18 protein-coding genes and 1 pseudogene are annotated in these 19,826 nt (G+C 48.0%); 10 read left to right on the plus strand and 9 right to left on the minus strand.

Going from position 1 to position 19,826, the window contains the following annotated elements; translation table 11 throughout:
• Nucleotides 1–316, minus strand: a pseudogene (locus DXZ20_RS27150) (glycosyl transferase family 1); the annotation flags it as partial.
• Nucleotides 317–469: 153 nt separating this feature from the next.
• Complete coding sequence (locus tag DXZ20_RS27155; protein ID WP_250564707.1) at nucleotides 470–1,468, minus strand: glycosyltransferase family 2 protein; 999 nt, start codon at nucleotides 1,466–1,468, stop codon at nucleotides 470–472.
• Between the two features lie 355 nt (nucleotides 1,469–1,823).
• Here DXZ20_RS27155 and DXZ20_RS27160 point away from each other — a divergent pair, with 355 nt between their 5' ends.
• Both DXZ20_RS27160 and DXZ20_RS27165 read left to right on the plus strand, forming a co-directional pair.
• On the plus strand, nucleotides 1,824–2,816 hold the full coding sequence (locus DXZ20_RS27160; RefSeq protein WP_163702216.1) for a glycosyltransferase: 993 nt from the start codon (nucleotides 1,824–1,826) through the stop codon (nucleotides 2,814–2,816).
• The gene (locus DXZ20_RS27165; protein WP_250564706.1) at nucleotides 2,803–3,741 is read left to right on the plus strand and encodes a phosphodiester glycosidase family protein; all 939 of its coding nucleotides are present in this window, start codon (nucleotides 2,803–2,805) and stop codon (nucleotides 3,739–3,741) included. The genes DXZ20_RS27160 and DXZ20_RS27165 overlap by 14 nt, the downstream gene beginning before the upstream one ends.
• 131 nt (nucleotides 3,742–3,872) lie before the next feature.
• Here DXZ20_RS27165 and DXZ20_RS27170 read toward each other — a convergent pair whose 3' ends face one another.
• Entirely contained in the window at nucleotides 3,873–4,352 is a 480-nt protein-coding gene (locus DXZ20_RS27170; RefSeq protein WP_163660536.1) for a hypothetical protein, read from the minus strand.
• Between the two features lie 203 nt (nucleotides 4,353–4,555).
• Nucleotides 4,556–5,920: a site-2 protease family protein gene (locus tag DXZ20_RS27175; protein WP_348917888.1), complete on the minus strand. Its 1,365-nt coding sequence runs from the start codon at nucleotides 5,918–5,920 to the stop codon at nucleotides 4,556–4,558.
• A 164-nt stretch (nucleotides 5,921–6,084) separates the two neighbouring features.
• On the opposite strand from DXZ20_RS27175, the gene DXZ20_RS27180 reads away from it, so the two are divergent.
• Entirely contained in the window at nucleotides 6,085–6,837 is a 753-nt protein-coding gene (locus DXZ20_RS27180; protein ID WP_163702218.1) for an MBL fold metallo-hydrolase, read from the plus strand.
• A gap of 107 nt (nucleotides 6,838–6,944) precedes the next feature.
• Here the strand turns inward: DXZ20_RS27180 and DXZ20_RS27185 are convergent, their stop codons facing one another.
• Both DXZ20_RS27185 and ctpA read right to left on the minus strand, forming a co-directional pair.
• The gene (locus DXZ20_RS27185; protein ID WP_163702220.1) at nucleotides 6,945–8,225 is read right to left on the minus strand and encodes an HD domain-containing protein; all 1,281 of its coding nucleotides are present in this window, start codon (nucleotides 8,223–8,225) and stop codon (nucleotides 6,945–6,947) included.
• 4 nt (nucleotides 8,226–8,229) lie between these two features.
• Entirely contained in the window at nucleotides 8,230–9,477 is a 1,248-nt protein-coding gene (ctpA, locus tag DXZ20_RS27190) for a carboxyl-terminal processing protease CtpA (protein WP_163702222.1), read from the minus strand.
• 391 nt (nucleotides 9,478–9,868) lie between these two features.
• On the opposite strand from ctpA, the gene petB reads away from it, so the two are divergent.
• From petB to DXZ20_RS27215, 5 genes are all read left to right on the plus strand, one after another.
• Entirely contained in the window at nucleotides 9,869–10,537 is a 669-nt protein-coding gene (gene petB, locus DXZ20_RS27195) for a cytochrome b6 (protein WP_163660526.1), read from the plus strand.
• A 161-nt stretch (nucleotides 10,538–10,698) separates the two neighbouring features.
• A complete protein-coding gene (gene petD, locus DXZ20_RS27200; RefSeq protein WP_163660524.1) occupies nucleotides 10,699–11,181 on the plus strand; it encodes a cytochrome b6-f complex subunit IV in 483 nt (160 codons plus the stop codon).
• Nucleotides 11,182–11,368: 187 nt separating this feature from the next.
• Nucleotides 11,369–11,788 carry an ATP-binding protein gene (locus DXZ20_RS27205; RefSeq protein ID WP_006518086.1) on the plus strand — a complete coding sequence of 140 codons (420 nt, stop codon included), beginning with the start codon at nucleotides 11,369–11,371 and terminating at the stop codon, nucleotides 11,786–11,788.
• A gap of 122 nt (nucleotides 11,789–11,910) precedes the next feature.
• Nucleotides 11,911–13,098, plus strand: coding sequence for a glycosyltransferase family 4 protein (locus tag DXZ20_RS27210; protein WP_163702224.1), 1,188 nt, complete (start codon nucleotides 11,911–11,913; stop codon nucleotides 13,096–13,098).
• 63 nt (nucleotides 13,099–13,161) lie between these two features.
• Nucleotides 13,162–13,599 (plus strand): hypothetical protein, encoded by a 438-nt coding sequence (locus DXZ20_RS27215; protein ID WP_163660520.1) that lies wholly within the window; start codon nucleotides 13,162–13,164, stop codon nucleotides 13,597–13,599.
• Nucleotides 13,600–13,711: 112 nt separating this feature from the next.
• Here DXZ20_RS27215 and DXZ20_RS27220 read toward each other — a convergent pair whose 3' ends face one another.
• The gene (locus tag DXZ20_RS27220; RefSeq protein ID WP_006518083.1) at nucleotides 13,712–14,110 is read right to left on the minus strand and encodes a hypothetical protein; all 399 of its coding nucleotides are present in this window, start codon (nucleotides 14,108–14,110) and stop codon (nucleotides 13,712–13,714) included.
• Nucleotides 14,111–14,384: 274 nt separating this feature from the next.
• Here DXZ20_RS27220 and DXZ20_RS27225 point away from each other — a divergent pair, with 274 nt between their 5' ends.
• The gene (locus DXZ20_RS27225) at nucleotides 14,385–16,700 is read left to right on the plus strand and encodes a pentapeptide repeat-containing protein (protein ID WP_163702227.1); all 2,316 of its coding nucleotides are present in this window, start codon (nucleotides 14,385–14,387) and stop codon (nucleotides 16,698–16,700) included.
• 3 nt (nucleotides 16,701–16,703) lie between these two features.
• Nucleotides 16,704–17,036: a DUF565 domain-containing protein gene (locus tag DXZ20_RS27230; protein ID WP_163702229.1), complete on the plus strand. Its 333-nt coding sequence runs from the start codon at nucleotides 16,704–16,706 to the stop codon at nucleotides 17,034–17,036.
• Here DXZ20_RS27230 and DXZ20_RS27235 read toward each other — a convergent pair.
• Both DXZ20_RS27235 and ftsH3 read right to left on the minus strand, forming a co-directional pair.
• Complete coding sequence (locus DXZ20_RS27235) at nucleotides 16,977–17,720, minus strand: bifunctional 4-hydroxy-2-oxoglutarate aldolase/2-dehydro-3-deoxy-phosphogluconate aldolase (RefSeq protein WP_163660514.1); 744 nt, start codon at nucleotides 17,718–17,720, stop codon at nucleotides 16,977–16,979. The two genes, DXZ20_RS27230 and DXZ20_RS27235, sit on opposite strands and share 60 nt — an antisense overlap.
• Nucleotides 17,721–17,974: 254 nt before the next feature.
• The gene (gene ftsH3 / locus DXZ20_RS27240; protein ID WP_006518079.1) at nucleotides 17,975–19,819 is read right to left on the minus strand and encodes an ATP-dependent zinc metalloprotease FtsH3; all 1,845 of its coding nucleotides are present in this window, start codon (nucleotides 19,817–19,819) and stop codon (nucleotides 17,975–17,977) included.
• Nucleotides 19,820–19,826: the final 7 nt, after the last annotated feature.

Consider the following 19,826-nt stretch of genomic DNA (forward strand, 5'->3'; position numbering starts at 1 on the left):
CCTCTGGCGAAAACCGAAACGTGACGCTGGGCGGTGTGCCGGTAATGAAAAACTGAGCCAGACGCAGAGCCTGCTTCAGCGGATTTCGATCCTGACCAGGATCTTTTTTATCAGGCACTGGAAATAGTTTGATGTCCTTGACCCATGTTTTCAAGGTATGAATGTTTTCTGCAGTGGCATTCTGGGTCTTATGGGCTACTAGGGTAATGTCATGTAGCGGTCCAATTTGCCTGAGTAAATTAAATGTACGAACCTCAGCCGCACCGTGACTGGGGGGATAGGGAAAGGTGTTAAGGGAAAGGACGAGCAGACGCATTGGGGTTAGGGATTGAGTAATGGGGAATTTTGAGTTTTGAAGTTATTAAGTTATGAGGTCCTCGTGACGGTCCCTTCTTGAGGGAAATCAAGACAAATAATGATCCAACATTCAAAATTCAAACCTAAGAACTAATAATCAGGACCTAATAACCTAATCACTTTTCAACCAGGCAATTTCCTCAGCATTGTCTGGCAGTTTCGACTCTCGCTGACCTAGGGTGCGAGCATGGAAGCAGTACAGTCCAATGGGAGTCATGGCTAAGTCGATCAGATCGGCTTTACCTGTAATTAGTTTCACTAAACCTACAGGAAGTTCCTTGGCGACCCAACGAGCTAAGGAGTAACGGACCTCGTGGGCCATTAATGGACGAGTGAGCTTAATGCCGTGGATCTGGTTCAGGTATCGATTAGAGCGTCCATAGCGATACCATTGTTTGCGCAGCTCTTTCAGGGTGGTACGGTGATGATGCTGTACTACAGCAGTTTTGGCATAGTGCAGTTGCCAACCTCCATCTCGCTGTAGTCGCCAGCAAATATCGGCGTCCCCCCCAGTGGTCATATACGGGCGAAATAATCCGATTTTTTCAAATGCACAGGCTCGCACAGCAATATTGGCTGTTTGACCATAGGGACAAAACGAGTGGTTGAGGGTGTCCTGCTGCGACATGATGTTCTTGCGCTCGGCGTAGCGTTCGAGCCAGGTATTGCCAGGTAGAGCCGTGATTTCTCCGACACAAAGACCAACAGCGCTGTCTTTAAATCCCTGCACTAAGTTTTCGAGCCAGGTGGCCGCAGGATAACAGTCGGCATCGGTAAAGGCTAAAATCTCCCCGGTTGCTGCACGGATGCCGGTGTTGCGGGCGGCGTAGGCACTTTGGATTTCAGTCTCACTGAGATGCCTGAGGGAGATTTCGATGGATTCTGCCTGGGTGACGGCGTCTTTGAGAATATCGGGGGTGCGATCGCAACTACCATTATCCACCAACAAATATTCCACCCGATCTGCCGGATAGGTTTGTCCTAGTAGACACTCAATCAAACCTGGTAAATCGGTTTCGCCATTGTAAATGGGCACAATCACTGAAACCGTTGGCAAAAATGGACTGGGTTGGGCAGGTATTTCGTTGGCAACCATAAAAGCTTGGGGCATTGGTTCTCAACTAATCTATAGCGACATCTACAGGTAGTTTTGCCACCAATGTGTCGAGAATTAACATAGACTGCTCGTTCCTTTGGGACTGCTCATTTATAAACTGAGCCCATAAACTGAACCAATTCTGGCAGTTCACACAAACCAATACATAAGGTGTAGAGCATCTTTATGTAATCCTTACTGACATTAAGTGGGCTCACGGGTCAGTAAACTAGCCAATATATCTATGGCCTTGCTGATCCTCGAGAGGGCTTGAGTTGTGAGCTACCGTCAAATAGCAAGGGGTCTAAACCGGTTCATCCCCTACATCAGCAATCGCTATCTGTAACTCCTATATCAAACCTATACCGTCGTGTCTAAAGTTAGTGTTTGTATCCCCACCTACAACCGGGCCAAAATCTTGCCCTATGCTGTCACCAGCGTCCTGAATCAAACCTATTGCGACTTTGAGCTTATCATCTGTGATGATGCCTCCTCCGATAATACGGCTGAGGTGGTGGCTCAGTGGCATGACCCGCGTATTCGTTATATTCGCCATCCACAAAATATCAAACGCAGTCGTAACATGCGTTCAGGTTATGAAGCGGCCCAAGGAGACTATTTCATTAAATTTGATGATGATGATGCCCTCACCCCCACCTTTTTAGAACGCACGGTTGCGGTGATGGAAAGCCAGCCCAGTGTGGATTTTGTCTGTACCGATCACTGGGTGATCAATGCCTGCAATCAGCGAGACGAAGTCGCAACAGCAGCTAACTCTGCTAAATGGGGTAAAGATCGGCTGACAGAGGCCATCATCGATGACATACTCACAGAAACCTTTGTTCACCAAAGTTTGCAGGTAGGATCTACGCTTTTTCGTCGAGATTGCCTCAGTGAAGTGGACTTTATGCGCTTTGAGGCTGATGGTTGCGAGGACTTTGACTTATTGGTGCGGCTAGCGACCATCGGTAAAATCGGCTACTTTATCCCTGAGCGACTGATGGAATACCGTTTTCATGGGGGGCAAACCAGTTTGAAACAGGATATTCATTTTCTCTCCGCTAAGCTTTTTTGTTTAGAAAGTTATCGCTTTACTGACCGTCCTAAATTAGAAATAATCCGTCGGTCTAAGCTCGACGGTCTTAAGCAAGTTCTCGCCATGAGGCTGATTGAAAAAGGAGAAACCCAACGTGGGCGTCAGCTGATGCAAGAACTGGCTGCCCAGGGTCCCCTGTCTATGAAGGCGAAGGTGGGTAAGGTGTTGTCCTATCTTCCCGCAGGCCTGCGTCAGCTAGCTTTTCAAGGGTTTCGACAGCTGCGACCTGATGATTACAGTGAGCGTGTTCGCAATGCAGCTGGATAAAAAACAGGGGTTAGGATTAAAGCTATCCATGGTGCTGTCGCTATGCAGTCTGACCCAGTGTGCGGCACCGCAAGAACCGATCGCACCCCCTCAGATATCAGAGCGTTTAGCAATTTTGCAACCCGAACTCATCATACAAAACTGGCCTGATGATAATGCGCCCATAGCCCGTTTCCATGTGGTGACTATTCCACCTGACTATCCGGTGGAGGTGGCTGTGAGTGAGTCGTTGAAAACGGTGGAAACGTTCGCCGCTGACACCGAAGCATGGGCTGTGATCAATGGTGGTTTTTTTGACCCTCAGAATGCTCAAACCACTTCCTTCATTACCGTAGACAGCACTCTAGCTGCAGATCCTCGCAATAATCGACGGTTAATGGATAACCCTGATCTGGCGGTTTATATGGAGCAAATTCTTAACCGCTCTGAGTTTCGCCGCTATGACTGTGGTGGTGATATTCGCTATGACATTACGTTCCACAATGCCTCGCTTCCTAAAGCCTGCGTGTTGCACAGCTCCCTTGGCGCAGGGCCACAGCTTTTCCCGGATACTGCTCAAGCCGAAGGATTTACGGACTATGCTGATGGTCGATTAATGCGTGATGCCATCGGTACTCAGCAGCGTAATGCCCGTAGTGCCGTTGGTATCCAGCAAGACGGCACTGTCGTTTGGGTGATGGTGGCACAGATAGAACCAGGTGGCGGGATGACCTTAGCGGAGCTAGCCGATATTATGGCCATCTGGAAGGTTGAGAAAGCGTTGAATCTAGATGGGGGAAGCTCATCATCGTTACATGTGGCATGGCCAGGGATGACGGCTGATGGTTTGGCTCAAACCTATTACGGACGTCTCGATCAAAACGGTCAAACTATCCAGCGACCGGTTAAATCTGTACTGCTGTTGCCCCGGTCTGACCAGAATTAGCTGGACTAAGAACCTATACCCAATCCGAATCCAGTAAACTCGATTAGAAATAAGCCATCCCGTAGGGGCAATCGGGGATTGCCTTACCATCCCTGATTGCCCTGCAATATCGGGGATTGCCAGGATTTGTATTATGAATCCTTGGGGTACACATTAGCCTGCTGTAGGTAGCCGAGTTGAATCAGTATCCAGCAGATGATTCCGTATATTGCTCCCGCAGTAATCAATACTCTGTACCCTGGGTCAACCACAATTTGCATGGCGGGTGGGGTGAGAATTAGACCGGACAAAATAGACGTCGCTATAGATGTAATGACAAAACTCCATGGGCCGATGATCCCCTTGGAGCGGCGAGATGCAATCGGTTTGATCTTTCTAACTCGATTTGGGATTGAACGAATACGTTCTACGCGACGATCTATCCAAGGCCACATCTGCATACCGGTCATAAAGGCAATTGGGAACATGAGAAAACCGACAACGCCACTCCATTGAGAATAAGGAGCGACCAAAGCGGTTAGGTGAGTACCGCCAAAGCTACCGCCAAATAGCAGCAAAGCTGATGTGAAAAAATTTGCTGTCGGTTTAGGTGCTGGGGAAGATGATGGCATCGGGGCTGGGTCAATTGATTGCACTTGTTACGTTTGATTGCACTTGTTACGTTTACAGCCGTAGTGCCGTGATGTACGGAAATCCATCATGAACTTATGGATAAGTGTTCTTTACGTTGAAAGCCCCCAATCTGTGGTGTTCTCCTGCAAGCTAGGATTAGCTAATTTTTTTTAACGGCTTCATTTGCATGCTGGCATCAGCTTTACAGGAGGTGCTCACTGATGGTCTGAGGCATTGGCAGCACAATCAGTACTAAAATCACCATGGCTATGAGACCTAAGGCATCGCGCACGCCATTGAGTTCGCTGACATCGTCAAGCGCTGGTTCGTCTCGGCTAGACATAAATATGAGTAGCAGTGCCCACAGTAAGTAGGCGGGTTGGATAAATGCCATGGCGGCTACCAAGATTCGAGTAATGTTGCCAATGGCAGCTCCACTCCAGCGACCATACATGGCATGGACAATGTGGCCACCATCTAACTGGCCTACAGGCATTAAGTTGAGAGCCGTTAATACCAAGCCTAAACAGCCTGCGATCGCAACCGAATGCAGATAAAGAGCCGTATCTATCTGAAAATCACTACCCAACGCTAACTTACTCAGCAGCACCAGCAAGATTGAACCCTTTGGGTCTAAGGACTGAAAGTTAAACAGACCTGATTCCTCGGTTAACTCGACCATCTGTGAGTGGGCTAACCCCCAAATTACGATGGGTAGGCTGACCAGAAATCCAGCCAGCGGGCCTGCTACGCCCAAGTCAAATAGAGCGCGACGGTTGGGGGCGGGTGCTTTGATCCGCACAAAAGCGCCAATGGTGCCGAGAAAATAGGGGACTGGAATAAAGAATGGTGCGGAAGCTGGAATATGGTGACGGCGAGCCATGGCATAGTGGGCCAGTTCTCGCACGGCCAAAATCATCATCACCGCGAGGCTATAGCCCAGGCCTTTAACCAACAGCGCTGGCTGCGATAGCAGCTCTGGAATAGATAGATCGCCCACTAGCAGCAACCCTGCCAATGTGGTGGTGCCCAGGGTCAAAATAAACAGTAGAATCGAGAGCCGCCAGCCGCTGTCTTTTGATGAATTGGCGGGTTCTCGATTAGGGACCAGGGTGAAGACAGGATCACCATTACGTTCTTCCTGCAAAACCACCAAGAACTGATGGCCAAATTGCGATCGCACATTTTGCTGCACAGTGCTATGGGCAACGGCTGGTGTCGCTTTCAGTCGCCCATGGCAGATCATCATCTGTTGGCGATGTTCAATCTTCTGTAAAAAATAAATAGACCACGGAAAACATGACCTCAAACGCTCTTCTTCCTCTCGTTCCATGAGCATTGGCGGTGCTGGTGCTGGTCGATGAGGCGGTAGTGTTGATGGGCGCTGTGCCGATGGACGTCGACCCAATAGGACTACCCACATGTATATCAGGGGGCAAACAATAAATAGGCCTAGTATGAAAATATTAGGTGGGGCATATCTGCCATGCTTTAGAACCCAGGCTGTCAGAGCTAAAATGGGTGTCATAATAATCAGCCACAATAGCCAAACTGGGGAGCGTGTCATAGTCGCTACGCCTCGACGAATGACCAAGTAGGTCAAGATTCCCAGTAATATCGATAACAGTACAAATGTCATAAACCCACAATCCGCCCCCTTACCAGGACTCTGAATTACCATACCAGGCAGGGCCCTAGGGTGAGAGATGATGGCTTTTTTGGGAGCTTTTGGTGTCTACTTCAACAATAAACTTGGACAACAGCCCTACAACTAGCGAAACAGCTCGATCGAACACAAAGCTACCCCGGTCGGTATTTGGCGCGGATACTAATGTTTACGCGTTTCCACCCAACCGTGAAACCTTAGGGGGTACAGCTTATTTGATCACGTATGCGCCGACGCCAGACAGCAACTCTGTCGCAAGAAGCAACATTCTAGTGGACTGTCCCGCTTTGACAGATACAAACTTGAACTTTATTGCTGAGCAAGGGGGGCTACAGTGGTTGGTCATTACTCACCGTGGCGGCAGTAGCCATGTCCGTGATTGGCAATCTCAATTTGGCTGTGATGTTGTCCTACAGGAGCAAGAGGCTTACCTACTTCCCCAGATAGAAACTCGCACATTTCATCACGAGCTAACGCTGACACCTCGTCATAAACTCCTTTGGACTCCCGGTCATTCTCCCGGATCCGCATGTCTTTACAATGCAGACCAAGGTGGCATTCTGTTTAGCGGGCGTCATGTCCTACCAACGCGCCAGGGCGGTGCTACCCCGCTCCGGGTTTCCAAAACCTTTCATTGGCCCCGTCAGCTCAAGCATGTGCAGCGACTGCTAGATAAATTTACCCCTCAAACCCTGAGCTATATCTGTCCAGGAGCTAATATTGGTTTCCTTCGCGGTAAGCAGTTTATCGATGATGCCTACAACAAATTAGCTGGTTTAGATTTGCAAGAATTGGCGAAGAGTCAGGTACTACTTTAGTGAGTTCTTGGTTGCTATCCCTTAGTGAATGGTCGTTAGACCACAGTAAACACCATGAAGGAAAACAAGATGCAGGCCGTGAACGAATAACCCAGAACTAAAAACTATCACTCCTCCCCACTACCCCCAATCACCGGTTTAAACGTCTCCAAAATGTCATCCACAGGTAGATCTGCTGGATGCAGTAACCAGGTGCGTTGGCAAGGCTGAATTAGGGTTTGTACCAGGGGCGACAGCTGACTAATAGCGACCAATCCTTCAGCGGTTTTCAGTTTAATCCCCCGCTGATAAAGGGTATAGCCTCGATTACTGATGTGGTGCAGACTCAAATAGATTTTAGGGTCTGGTACGGTACCGTAGACCTGATGCCGTGCTATCGATAATATTTCTGCCTGTTGTGCATAGGTGTATTGGCTAATTTCCGTCGCTTTGGGCAGTCGACGATTCACAAATTGTTGACAGAGGTCGGCCAGGATCAGGTCCTTGTGGGTTTGCCAACGCTGTAGGTGGTAGGACAACACATAGTCGTCTTGGGCTAAATACTGCTCTAGGGGCAGCTCATCAACGTCACAGCTTAACCAGGCAGTCATAGTGTTGTCTGCTTCCAGGGTGCCTGTGGTTAGGAGGGCTTTAGCCCGCCTAATTGTCTGCTCTAAAACCCAAGTGGCGACTAAATTTTTGGGGTGATTATAGATATGGGCGTACATAAAGTAGCGCACCACCAGGTAGTGTTCGATTGCCCCTAGACCCTTTTTAACCACAATTAGCTGCTGACTGGCTGGATCGTAGTCTAGAGCTAAAATGATGCGGTCAAGATCTAGCTGGCCATAGGACGCTCCCGTAAAATAGCTGTCACGCATCAGGTAGTCGATGCGATCGCAATCCAACTGACTCGACACTAACTGCCACACACAAGGTACGGGATGCTGGTGCTGATAAATTGCATCAATGTCGCAACGTAACTTGGGTGAGAACTCATCCAAGCGCCTACGCACCTCTGGAGCCTGTTTCAGAATGCGTCGCGTCCAATGCTCATGGTGACCGCCAAACACTTCCTCCGTCGTATGACTAAACGGACCATGGCCGACATCATGGAGCAACGCTGCGCACAAAACTGCTGCGCGATGAACCATCAACTCTGGATAGATAGCTGCCAGTCGGTCAAATGCACGGCGGGCAATGGCCATAACCCCCAGCGAATGGGTGAACCGTGAACTTTCTGCACCGTGAAATGTGAGGCTAGCAGGCCCAAGTTGCCGGATGCGTCGCAGCCGCTGAAAAGGTGACGTATCGATCAGCTCAATCAATAATGCTTCTACCGGGTCAGCCCTATCGAGAGTGATAGCGCCATGGAGCGGATCATGATACGTACGGGTTTTGAGCGGCACGGTCTTAGGTTAAGGATGGCATGATCGATTCCATTAACGTTTCAACAGCCGCTTTATATTGAACATCCTTGGTTGTGGCAACTTGATCTGGGGTGATCGGCTCGTTAGTCACTGTGCGGTCGGGGGTAATCCCTAGCTTATTAATATCGTGATGGTCAGGGGTCTCATATTTTGCCACCGTCACAGCTAGCCCAGACCCATGGCTCAAATCAAATAAAGACTGAATCAGACCTTTGCCAAATGTAGTTTCCCCTACTAACAGGGCTCGATGATTATCTTGAAGCGCTCCCGCTAAGATTTCACTGGCACTGGCGGTGCCTCCATTGACCAGTAAGATCAGCGGTTTTTGAGTCATAGCTCCAGCCCCAGCTTCAAAGCTTTCCAATATCCCTTGGCGGTTAACGGTATAAACAATTGTGCCCTCATCCAACCAGAGTCTGGCAATATCAATACCTGCTTGCAATAGACCACCTGGATTATTCCGTAAGTCCAGAATGTAGCCATTAGCCTGTTGCTGCTCTAGGCGGGTGATTGCGGCTCGGATATCTTCAACGGCATTACCGTTAAACTGTCCCAAACGAATATAGCCAACTTGATTGCCTTGTTCAAAACGTAATTCTGAGAAAACGGGATTCAGATTAATGCGCTCACGAGTTAGGTTCACCTCGAAGGATGTAACGCCAGAACGTTCAATCTTTAAGGTGACAATAGTCCCCGCTGGTCCCCGCATGCGTGCGGCTGCCTCATCAAGGGAAAATGATTGGGTTGATATGCCATTGATAGCAATAATTTCATCCCTCGGTGATAACCCCGCCCGTTCAGCAGGAGAGCCAACGATGGGAGCAATCACGCGCAAGTTCTGGTTTTCATCGTCCTTGGCGATCTGTAAACCGACACCCAATAGCTCTCCAGAGGTATTGGTCTGTAAGCTTTGATATTGCTCAGGGGGTAAGAAGCGGGTGTAAGGGTCATCTAATTTCTGGAGCATCGACTGCGCTTCTTTGTAGGCATCTTCCCAGTTATTAATTGGACGCTTCAGAGCTTTCTCACGGGTAAACCACCAATTCTGATGGTTAAAGGTCTCATCTAAATAGGCCCGATTGACGATGCGCCAAACTTCCATAACCAGCTTCTGTTGCTCTGTAAAAGCAAGTGCTGGTAGAGGCGCAACCCCGAAACTCAGAACTATTGCGATACAGATCGCACAGATGCCTCTTAAAAGAACTACATGCAGCAGCCCAGTTTTTCTCATTCTTCACCACAGCTCAAACAATACCGTTGCTTAACTGAAAAGGAAATTCTATTGTTAAGCTCCTAGGGCAGCATTAATCGTCCCTTTTAGCAGCATAGCGGCTTCCTCAGAATACTGTGTTCCTCCCATCTTCCATGACAGGAATTCATGGACATCTGTATGTTCGCTGGTAAATGATTAAGTTTTGTAAATAACCCTAAGCAAATGCAACTTGCTTTTGAGCCCGTCGCAACGAGAGAATATCTTTGCCCATTTCCTCGTCTAGAGCCAGTTACAACAGCTAGTCGATGGTCGCTACATAGCTTGAAAGTTTCAAGATAGGCGGTTTCTAAAGGTTGGTTGTGTTACATTTTTTAGTAACGGCATAGATCTAATTTTATATCCGCGCTTCATGTTTACTAAGCAAGTCACCGACTCTAAGGCCTACCAGTGGTTTAATGAGCGCCTTGAGATTCAGGCTCTCGCCGATGATATCTCCAGTAAGTATGTACCGCCTCACGTCAATATCTTCTATTGCCTTGGCGGTATCACCCTCGTTTGCTTCATCATTCAGTTTGCGACTGGCTTCGCAATGACCTTTTACTACAAGCCAACTGTAGTAGAAGCGTTTAATTCAGTTCAGTACTTAATGACTGATGTTAGTTTTGGTTGGTTGATTCGCTCCATCCACCGCTGGTCTGCCAGCATGATGGTGTTGATGATGATTCTCCACGTTTTTCGGGTTTACCTCACTGGCGGTTTCAAAAATCCCCGTGAATTAACTTGGGTGACTGGTGTCATCATGGCCACTATCACTGTTTCCTTTGGTGTGACAGGTTATTCTTTGCCTTGGGACCAGGTTGGTTACTGGGCTGTAAAGATCGTATCTGGTGTACCTAGTGCGATTCCTGTTGTGGGTGGTTTGATGGTTGAGTTTATTCGCGGTGGCGAGAGCGTTGGTCAGTCAACTCTGACTCGTTTCTACAGCCTTCACACATTTGTGTTGCCTTGGCTGATGGCCGTGTTTATGTTGACTCACTTTTTGATGATTCGTAAGCAAGGTATTTCTGGTCCCTTGTAAGGGATTAGTAGCTTGACCTTGGTCAGCGCTTAGCTGCTCTCCGATTGTGGCTAAATGTTTGAGTTCTTGGCCAAATGTGGCCTCAAGCTTGATTCAGGGTTAAGCTATTTCTACCAAGTTGCGCATTCTGTTCAGAGGTAAATTAGGAGACGATTTGAGCTATGGCAACGATTAAGAAGCCTGACCTCAGTGATCCTCAACTTAGAGAGAAGCTGAAGCAGGGTATGGGTCACAATTATTATGGTGAACCTGCTTGGCCCAATGATTTGCTATACATTTTTCCCGTAGTAATCTTGGGTAGCATTGCATGCTGCGTAGCTTTAGCGGTTTTAGATCCTGCTCTTGTAGGTGAGCCTGCTAATCCTTTCGCTACACCCCTTGAGATTCTTCCTGAGTGGTATCTCTATCCTGCATTCCAGATTCTACGAATTGTACCTAACAAGCTTCTAGGAATTGCTTTGCAAACAGCGATTCCCCTTGGTCTGATGCTTGTTCCTTTCATTGAAAACGTTAATAAGTTCCAGAATCCATTCCGTCGTCCGGTTGCGACAGCAGTGTTCTTGTTTGGTACCCTAGCCACTCTTTGGTTAGGCATTGGTGCAGCTCTACCTATCGATAAGTCTTTAACTCTAGGTTTGTTCTAGGCGTTGATTTCTCTGTCTTAGGTCATTAACATTAGCTTCTTGAATTTTCGCTGTGTATTTGCGAATTTTCAAGAAGCTTTTTAATGTGTCAAGATACAGCTAAGACATCTACTCTCCTAGGCTTATCTATCGATTTTTTAGTTGATTTCGGGCAAACTATTGGTGCGAACGTGCCGGTTAGTCGGACATGTTAAAGCAAGATCAGTTGATAGTTCAAAGTAAGCTAGAAGACCTAACTCAAGTTCAGCAGTGGTTTGATCGTTTTTGTTCTGCGTCACAACTGCCATGGCTTGAGGCTGTTTTTGATCAAGTAAATTTGGCCTTGGCGGAAGGTTTTACCAATGCCGTTAGGCATGCACACAAGGGCTTACCTGCGGATACACCTATTGAAATAGATTTATTTCTCTGGCAAGAAAAATTAGAAGTCCAAGTATGGGATATGGGTCAACCGTTTGACCCCGATAAATTGCCAGAACGAAAACCGGGGACACTCACGGTAGGTGGCTATGGTTGGTTTTTGATGCGGCGATTGGCCGATGTAAACTACGAGCGTAATGATTTAGGGCGTAATTGCCTCCGAATTGTTAAATGTTCAACGCCTTCGTAAGGTTTAAAGCTTTTAAATAACTCATTAAATTTGCTGAGGAATTCACTCATCTGAAGCTATTTTGTTGTCTCATCATTAGGTGATGGGTGTTCTAAGTAATATATAAAAATGGAGCTTTGCACATGCAATTAGCTCGCAGGATATGGGCAAAAGATACATTCGTTTTTATAGAAGTATTTGGTTGTGAAGGTGGAATTCAGTCGTATATCAAAGATATCTTAACGGCGTATTTAGCCTCTAATTCACCTGCGACAGCGGATATTTTTTTGTTGCGTGATCGTCGCAATAGTATTCCCTCTGAATTTTCATCGCGCTTTAAAGTTCATTGCTTTCAGTCAGGGCATCCGATGTTCGATCGGATTCGGTTTACGTTGGCTTTAGGGCTGCATCTGTTACTTAAGCGTCCACGACGTCTATTTTGTGGACATATTAACTTGGCAGTGATGACGCGTCAGTTGGCTTGGTTAGCCAGGGTGCCTTATACAGTGCTCACCTATGGAAAAGAAGTTTGGTTTCCTCTTGGGCTAGCTGAAGGGAATGCTTTGCGAGCGGCCGATCATATTTGGACAATCAGCCGGTATAGTCGAGACTTGGCCTGTAAGGCCAATAACCTAGAAGCTGAGCGCATTGAGATACTCCCTTGTACAGTGGATGGTCAAGGTTTTACACCAGCGATCGCATCCTTGCAACTACAGCAGCGTTATGGGTTGGACGATACACGAGTGTTAATGACAGTAGCTCGACTTTGGCGAGGTGATCCCTATAAGGGAGTGGATGTGACGATACGGGCACTGCCTACGATCGCAAACGTCTATCCGAATGTGAAATATTTAGTGATTGGTCGTGGTGATGATCAGCCTCGGTTAGCTCAGCTAGCAAACGATTTAGGGGTGGCGGATCGAGTTGTCTTTGCAGGCTTTGTTCCTAATGAGGAGCTAGTGGAGCACTATCGCCTGGCAGACGTCTATGTTATGCCCTCCCAAGAAGGGTTTGGCATTGTTTATCTAGAAGCCATGGCCTGTGGTATTCCAGTTATTTCTGGTGATGATGACGGTTCTGCTGATCCCCTGCAAGATGGTCGTTTAGGATGGCGTGTCCCCCATCGCGATCCTGATGCTGTAGCAGTTGCTTGTATAGAAGCGTTACAAGGAGATGATCGTCGTTGCGACGGTCCTTGGTTGCGGGAACAAACGTTAGCACAGTTTAGCAAGACGGCGTTGATTCAGCAGCTACAGCATCTTTTAGAGGGTGATCCTAAGCCCAACGTCAAAGACCTCAATCAATCAAGTAGCAGTATCCCGACAAACTAATCAGCCAATGCAAAGGGGTAGACACTATAGAATATAGATCCCAGCACCATAGGAGGCGGCAATATGGCTCCCAACGGTTTTAGACAGTTACAGCTCAACTTTTCTGGCATTGGATGTTGGTTAATGTTTGCGGCTGGTTTGGCACTGATCACAACTGTTGGTGTTGGCTGGTTATTCAAGTCTTTGCTCGTTCTGCTCTTGCTGCTGATTCTGGTACCTATTGTTTTGGTGGTGGGTGTTCAGTTCTGGCTACGACGTAATTTAGTGGAAGGAGCATGTCCATCCTGTTCTCAACCGTTGACTGGGTTTAACAAAATGCCACTTTCCTGTCCGAGTTGCGGTGTACAGCTACAGGTCAGTAATGGTGCTTTTTCCAGGATGACCCCTGAGGGTACGATTGATGTTGATGTGATTAATGTTGATGCCGCCAATGCTGATAATGACTCTACAGACAGCGTCAAAACTGTGGATGTAGAGATTTTGCCACCTGCGGATCCATAATCAATAGGCAATAATAAATGTCTAGGATCTCCAGCCAAACATGTAATGGCCCACTGATGGAAATCTATCAGCGGGCCATGGTCATAGACATAATATTTGCGACGATGGGAAGTTATCGCTGAACGGTCATCGTAAACGGAGCACCATTACCATCGAGATCGCCGACATACAGACGGTAATTACCGGTCTTATATAGTCCGCGAGATTTGATTGCACCGCCATCAAAATCGTGGGCTAGGATGCACTCCCGTGAGTCGTCGGGACCCACCATGAGCAATGTGTAATCATTGTCACCAGATACTTCAATGGATACTGAAGCAGCTGACTCGGTGATGTTGAAAGAATGATCAGGTTGAGCGGGAATAAAGCCGCAATCTGTGGATGATTGGTTACCACCGCTAGTGCCGGTGATTTCCGTTGCTGATTGACCATAAACAGCAGCGGTGGGTGCAGCAACCACAGTGGCAGCAATGAGCAAAGAAGCTATGTTTTTTGTGGCAATATTTTTCATCGATAGCACCTCGGCAACTTATGGGGTAGCCTTACGAGAACACTAGGTCTTTAACTGAATCACACTCCTGAGGAATGTATATCTCAATACTAGTGGTGAGATATAGCTAACGTTATTGCATATGTGCCAGTTTGCCAATAGTTAACAAAGTGGAATTGTTGTATGGCTTGTATTATATAAGTCATACGATTCATTCAATGGTGACAGTTGCCAGGTCTGGCGTAATTGGCTTAGAACGCTCACCTCAAAGTATTAGATACATCCAGATTGCTAGATGACTCAGCAAACCATGAAGGCTCAGAACTCAATTGTGCTTGTCCCAAAACTGCGGTCAGCGACATTGGTCGGCAGGCGCTTAGTGGCTTGGAGTCTAGAGGTGAGCTTGGTCGCCATGAGTGCCTTAGTGCCTTGGGGGGCAGGGCATTATGTCCTGATGGATCGCAACATGCTTCCTATCGAAGGCAGTGTTGAAGAATCTTTTATGCCGCCTGCTGCTGACTCAGGCGCTTTGCGGGTTGAGCTAAATCTTTTGGTCAAACATGCTCAGCAGGGATGGGCCTGGATTGCTCAAATACCACCACACCGATTGCATCGAACGGTACCTCGGCTAACAAATATTTTGTGGACTGTTGCGTTGATTGCCCCTGTCATTACGGCTGGGGGACAGTTGGTGCAGCTACGTCTCACTGGGCGCACATGGCCTAAGCAATGGTTGGGGATTCAGGTGATTTCCATAACGGGTGGATCGCTCACTTTGCTACAGGTGGTTACACGTGAGCTGGTGCGTTGGGGGCTGCCGATGGTGATTGTTGTTGGCGGCACCCTGTTAACAGGGGTTTCAGCGGCACCCTGGATGCTGCTATTCATCGTTATTCTGTTAGCCATGGCTGAAGGTGGAACAACCTTAGCTCTTGATAAGCGGGCGTGGCATGATCGTGTCGCTAAGACCCGAGTGACAAAGTCCCATGCTGGGTATTTACCGATTTCTGGTGAATCCTTGCTCTATTCATTGCCCATGGGTGATTACACCTCATCTTCGCAAAGCAATGGCATTGAAAATAACGGCGTTGTAGGCAATGGCATGGTCAACAGTGCGATTCAGCTTTATGGGGAGACTGCGAATGATGATGAATGGTGGCTGACCGAGGATGCAGGTGATTTAACATCGCTTGTTTTGCCCCCTCGTTCTGAGCAGAGTGGCGGTAGCTTAGTTCTGCTGCCGCCAAGTCAATTGTTATCAGGTAAGAGGGCATGGTGGCTGTGGTCAAGTGGCATGGTGCTGGCGTGTTTAGCTGGATTTAGTGTTGGTCGTGTTGGGCAATCATCCCAGATTCAGGCTGAGAGTGACGCGTTTTTACAGACAGCTCAGGCTCTGATGGACAAAACGCAAGCGGAGGGTGCAGATTATGATGCGGCTATCTTAATGTTGGCTCAGGTAGATGACCCCCGTACTGCTCAATACTTAACGGATCTATTGAGTCAAACCTCACGGCCAACAACATTGGCGACGGTTCAGCAGGCCTTGATCAGTCAAGGTCTAGAGAGTTTGCCTCCTTTGCTGTCTCTGGGACGTGTGCTGGAAAATGATCTTCAGCAGTCGCTGGACACTGAGACTCGGTCGCTGCGATTGGAGCAGCGTCATATGGTGCAGGGTGCGATCGCAAAAATACTCACTGTGCACAGCGATGAGTTAGACGGTATTCGTTTAGACCGGGTTAACTTGGGAAAATATCATGATTCAGAGCGCTCGTTTCGCCTGATTCAACCTGGGCTGTTAGCAGCAGGTACCAGTTGGCAGAATGCAAATTTAAGCCAGGCAAACTTAGCTAGAGCTAGTTTCTTTGATGAAGGGCCTGATGGTAAAGCTGATTCTTACGATGACATCATCAGCGACTTAAGCGGTATCAATCTGAGTGGTGCTCGGCTAGAACATGCTAATTTGCAAGGTGCTCAATTGAGTAGTGCCAATTTTAGGCGAGCTGATCTGAGGGATGTCAATTTAGCTTACGGCAATTTAGAAGGTGCCCAATTAACCAATGCCCAACTGATGCATGTGAATGCGCCTGATAGTCAATGGCAGGGAAGCAATTTAGTGGGTGCTGATATGACCCAGGGTATGTTGGATGGTGCAGATTTAAGTCGAGCAAGACTTAATCGTCTTGAAGCGGCCCACAGCAGTTGGACCAAGGCAATATTGCCCCAATCAGACTGGGTGGGTGCCAATTTAATTGGGGCTAATTTTGAGCAGGCTAATTTGGTTAGTGCTGACTTTCACGGTGCCCAACTAGATGGTGTAAATTTTGAACGGGCTGATTTACGCCAGGCTAATTTGCGTGATGCCGATCTTAGACAAGCCAGGTTAACGGGTGTGAATTTGGCGGATGCTGATTTAGCGGGAGCTATCTTTGATGATGGCACTAGAGTGACAGGTAGTTTTATTACGCCTAATGCTCAGTTAAATACAGCTAACTCTCTACAGGGAGTTAACTTTAGCCGTGTGCGTAACATTGATGTGCGCCAGTTAAACTACATTTGTGTGCAAGGAGGAATTCATCCGTCCTGTCAGAAGCTGATGGATGCTGCTGAGTAGTCAATGCAACGAACGCGATTAAGTACATTAGTAGATCAAGCGGGTCAGCGCTTTAGTCAATGGGTGTTTAATCCCTGGCGGCGCATTTCATTAGCTGTCATTAGCCTGCTGTTTGGTAATTTTTTCGCGACAGCTATTTCTGCGACAGCGGGTCAAACGTCAGAGATTGATATTTTGATTTCTGCCATTTTGGTAGCCATGGTGGAATTCATTAGCTGGCTATATCATCGATCTCGCTCCAATGGCCAGCGGACGATCCTCCCTGAACTCCTTAATTCATTTAAGCTGGGCATGGTTTATGGTCTTTTTGTTGAGGCCTTTAAACTCGGTAGTTAGCGACAGTGTGCCAATGGCTTCTACGAGTTGAGTAGCTTGATGTTGGATCGCTTTCCAGTCTTGATGCCGCACATGGTTTGCCCTAAATAATCCACTGGAAATTCCCACTGCTGTTGCACCAGCTGATAAGAGGTCAGTGGCATTCTCTGGGGTCACGCCCCCAGACGGAATCAATGGAATATGTCCGAGGGGGCCTTGTATACATTCCAGATATGTGGCTTCCCCCAAGGCTTTGATGGGAAACACTTTGACGCTTGTGGCCCCTAATTCCCAAGCCGTTAAAATTTCAGTTGGGGTCATGGCTCCTGCCACGGTAGGGATATGCACCGTACGGCCATGGCTAAGCAAGGCTATCGATGTATGGGGGCTAAAGCAGAATTGTGCGCCAGTTGCGATCGCAACCCGCAAATCCTCTTCTGTCAAAATTGTCCCCACCCCTACAGTGCAGTGGGGTAACGCCTTTTGAATGGCCTGGAGCAACGCCACAGGCTGATAGCTATTCCAAGTAACTTCGAGTAGATGGATGCCTCCTTCAGCAGCAGCCATTGCCATATTTAGACCGCTTTCAACTGTCTCAGCCCTAATAACAGCAATGGCGCGATGGGTTTGGAGTGTCTGCAGCCAACGCTGCTGGTATTCAACAAGAGGTTGCACATGAGGCGGGGCTGAATGTAATGCAGTCATAACCTGAGGGGCTTAGTGTTAAGCCTATTTTGCAAGCGTCAATCATATCTGCTTGTACCTCTTAGGCTTTTAGACCAATTTGCAATACGGAAATTGTCGCTTTTCTAAGTACTGCTAACGATTCAACACGGCATGTAACAAAAATAAAATCCTCTCCAACACAACAAAAAGCCGCAGGGGTAGCCTGCGGCTTTTAAATATCAAACTCCTCAGGAGTAAGACTAAGAAACGCTAACTAAAAATCTACTAGACCTCTAGGCAATGCTTGCCATGCTGACATTGTTGTCAATCAGCAGTCTCTGTAGTTCGTCAGAATCAACTGTTTCCTTGTCTACTAGCATGTCAGCTAGCTGATCAAGAACCTTGCGGTTCTCAACTAGGACTTGCTTAGCGCGGCTGTAGGCAACGTCTACAAGACTACGAACTTCCGCATCAATCACAGCAGCTGTTTCCTCAGAGAAATCGCGCTCAGTGGCAATGTCACGCCCTAAGAAAGGATTACCTTGTTGGCGACCTAGGGCAACTGGACCTAGTTTTTCGCTCATACCAAAGCGAGTCACCATCTGACGAGCCACGCGAGCTACCTGTTGTAGGTCATTAGAAGCACCGGTCGTAACTTCTTCATCGCCGAAGACAATTTCCTCAGCAAGACGACCACCCAGGGCCACAGCCATCTGGTTTTTCAGATAAGAACGGGAGTATAGACCGGACTCTAGACGCTCTTCACTCGGAGTAAACCAAGTCAAACCACCGGCTTGACCACGGGGAATAATGCTGATCTTTTGCACGGGGTCATAGTCTGGCATCAGGGCACCCACCAGGGCATGACCTGCTTCGTGGTAAGCAACTAGGGACTTGCGCTTCTCGCTCATTACCCGATCTTTCTTCTCAGGACCGGCCAAGACGCGATCAATCGCATCGTTAACTTCATCCATGGAGATTTCGGTCAGATTGCGGCGAGCTGCCAAAATAGCGGCTTCGTTTAGCAAGTTAGACAGATCAGCACCGGTAAACCCAGGTGTCCGACGGGCAATCTTCTCTAGATCAACGTCCTTGCTAAAGGTCTTCCCACGGGAGTGAACCTTCAGGATTTCTAAACGACCGGAGTAATCAGGACGGTCAACCACCACCTGACGGTCAAAACGACCAGGACGTAATAGAGCCGCATCCAATACGTCAGGACGGTTAGTAGCCGCAATGATGATGATGCCAGTGTTGCCCTCAAAACCATCCATCTCGGTGAGTAGCTGGTTTAGGGTTTGCTCACGCTCGTCATTACCACCGCCGAGGCCAGCACCACGCTGACGACCAACCGCGTCAATCTCGTCAATAAATACGATGCAAGGAGCGTTGGTCTTAGCTTGCTCAAACAGATCGCGAACACGGGAAGCACCCACACCCACAAACATCTCTACAAACTCAGAACCAGAGATAGAGAAGAACGGTACACCAGCTTCTCCAGCAACGGCCTTAGCTAGCAGTGTCTTACCGGTACCAGGAGGACCCACTAGCAATACGCCCTTGGGAATCTTGGCACCAACCGCCGTAAAGCGGTCGGCATTCTTTAAGAAATCAACCACCTCAGTAAGTTCAAGTTTGGCCTGGTCGATGCCAGCCACATCACCAAAGGTGACTTGGGTCTGAGGCTCCATCTGTACGCGAGCCTTTGATTTACCAAAGTTCATCGCTTGGCTACCAGGGCCATTTTGAGCACGTCGTAGTACAAAGAACAGCACTACGAGCAGCAAGATGGGGATAAGTAATGTGCTGAGTACTTGCAGCAACCGATTTTCCTCAGCTTGACGCTGAACTTCAATATCCACAGAGTTCTCAGTGAGGATATCAACAAGGCCAGGGTCGCTGGGTAAGTTAACCACAATCCGACGCTCTTCACCTGTTGGATCAGGGAAACGAGCCTGGGTTCGATCGGCGCTAATGTAAACTTTCTCAATGGCACCGCTCTCAACTTGGTTGATAAAACGGCTGTAACGCCATGCATCGGTTTCAATACGAGGTTGTTCAAAAAATGCGGTAGCTAGTGCGATGACGACAACTACCAATAACACGTAGAGTCCTGCGTTTCTCCAGCGCTTATTCACAGGGAGT

Origin of the sequence: Adonisia turfae CCMR0081, assembly GCF_011009555.1 — a bacterium.
Taxonomy (GTDB): Bacteria; Cyanobacteriota; Cyanobacteriia; order Phormidesmidales; family Phormidesmidaceae; genus Leptothoe; species Leptothoe turfae.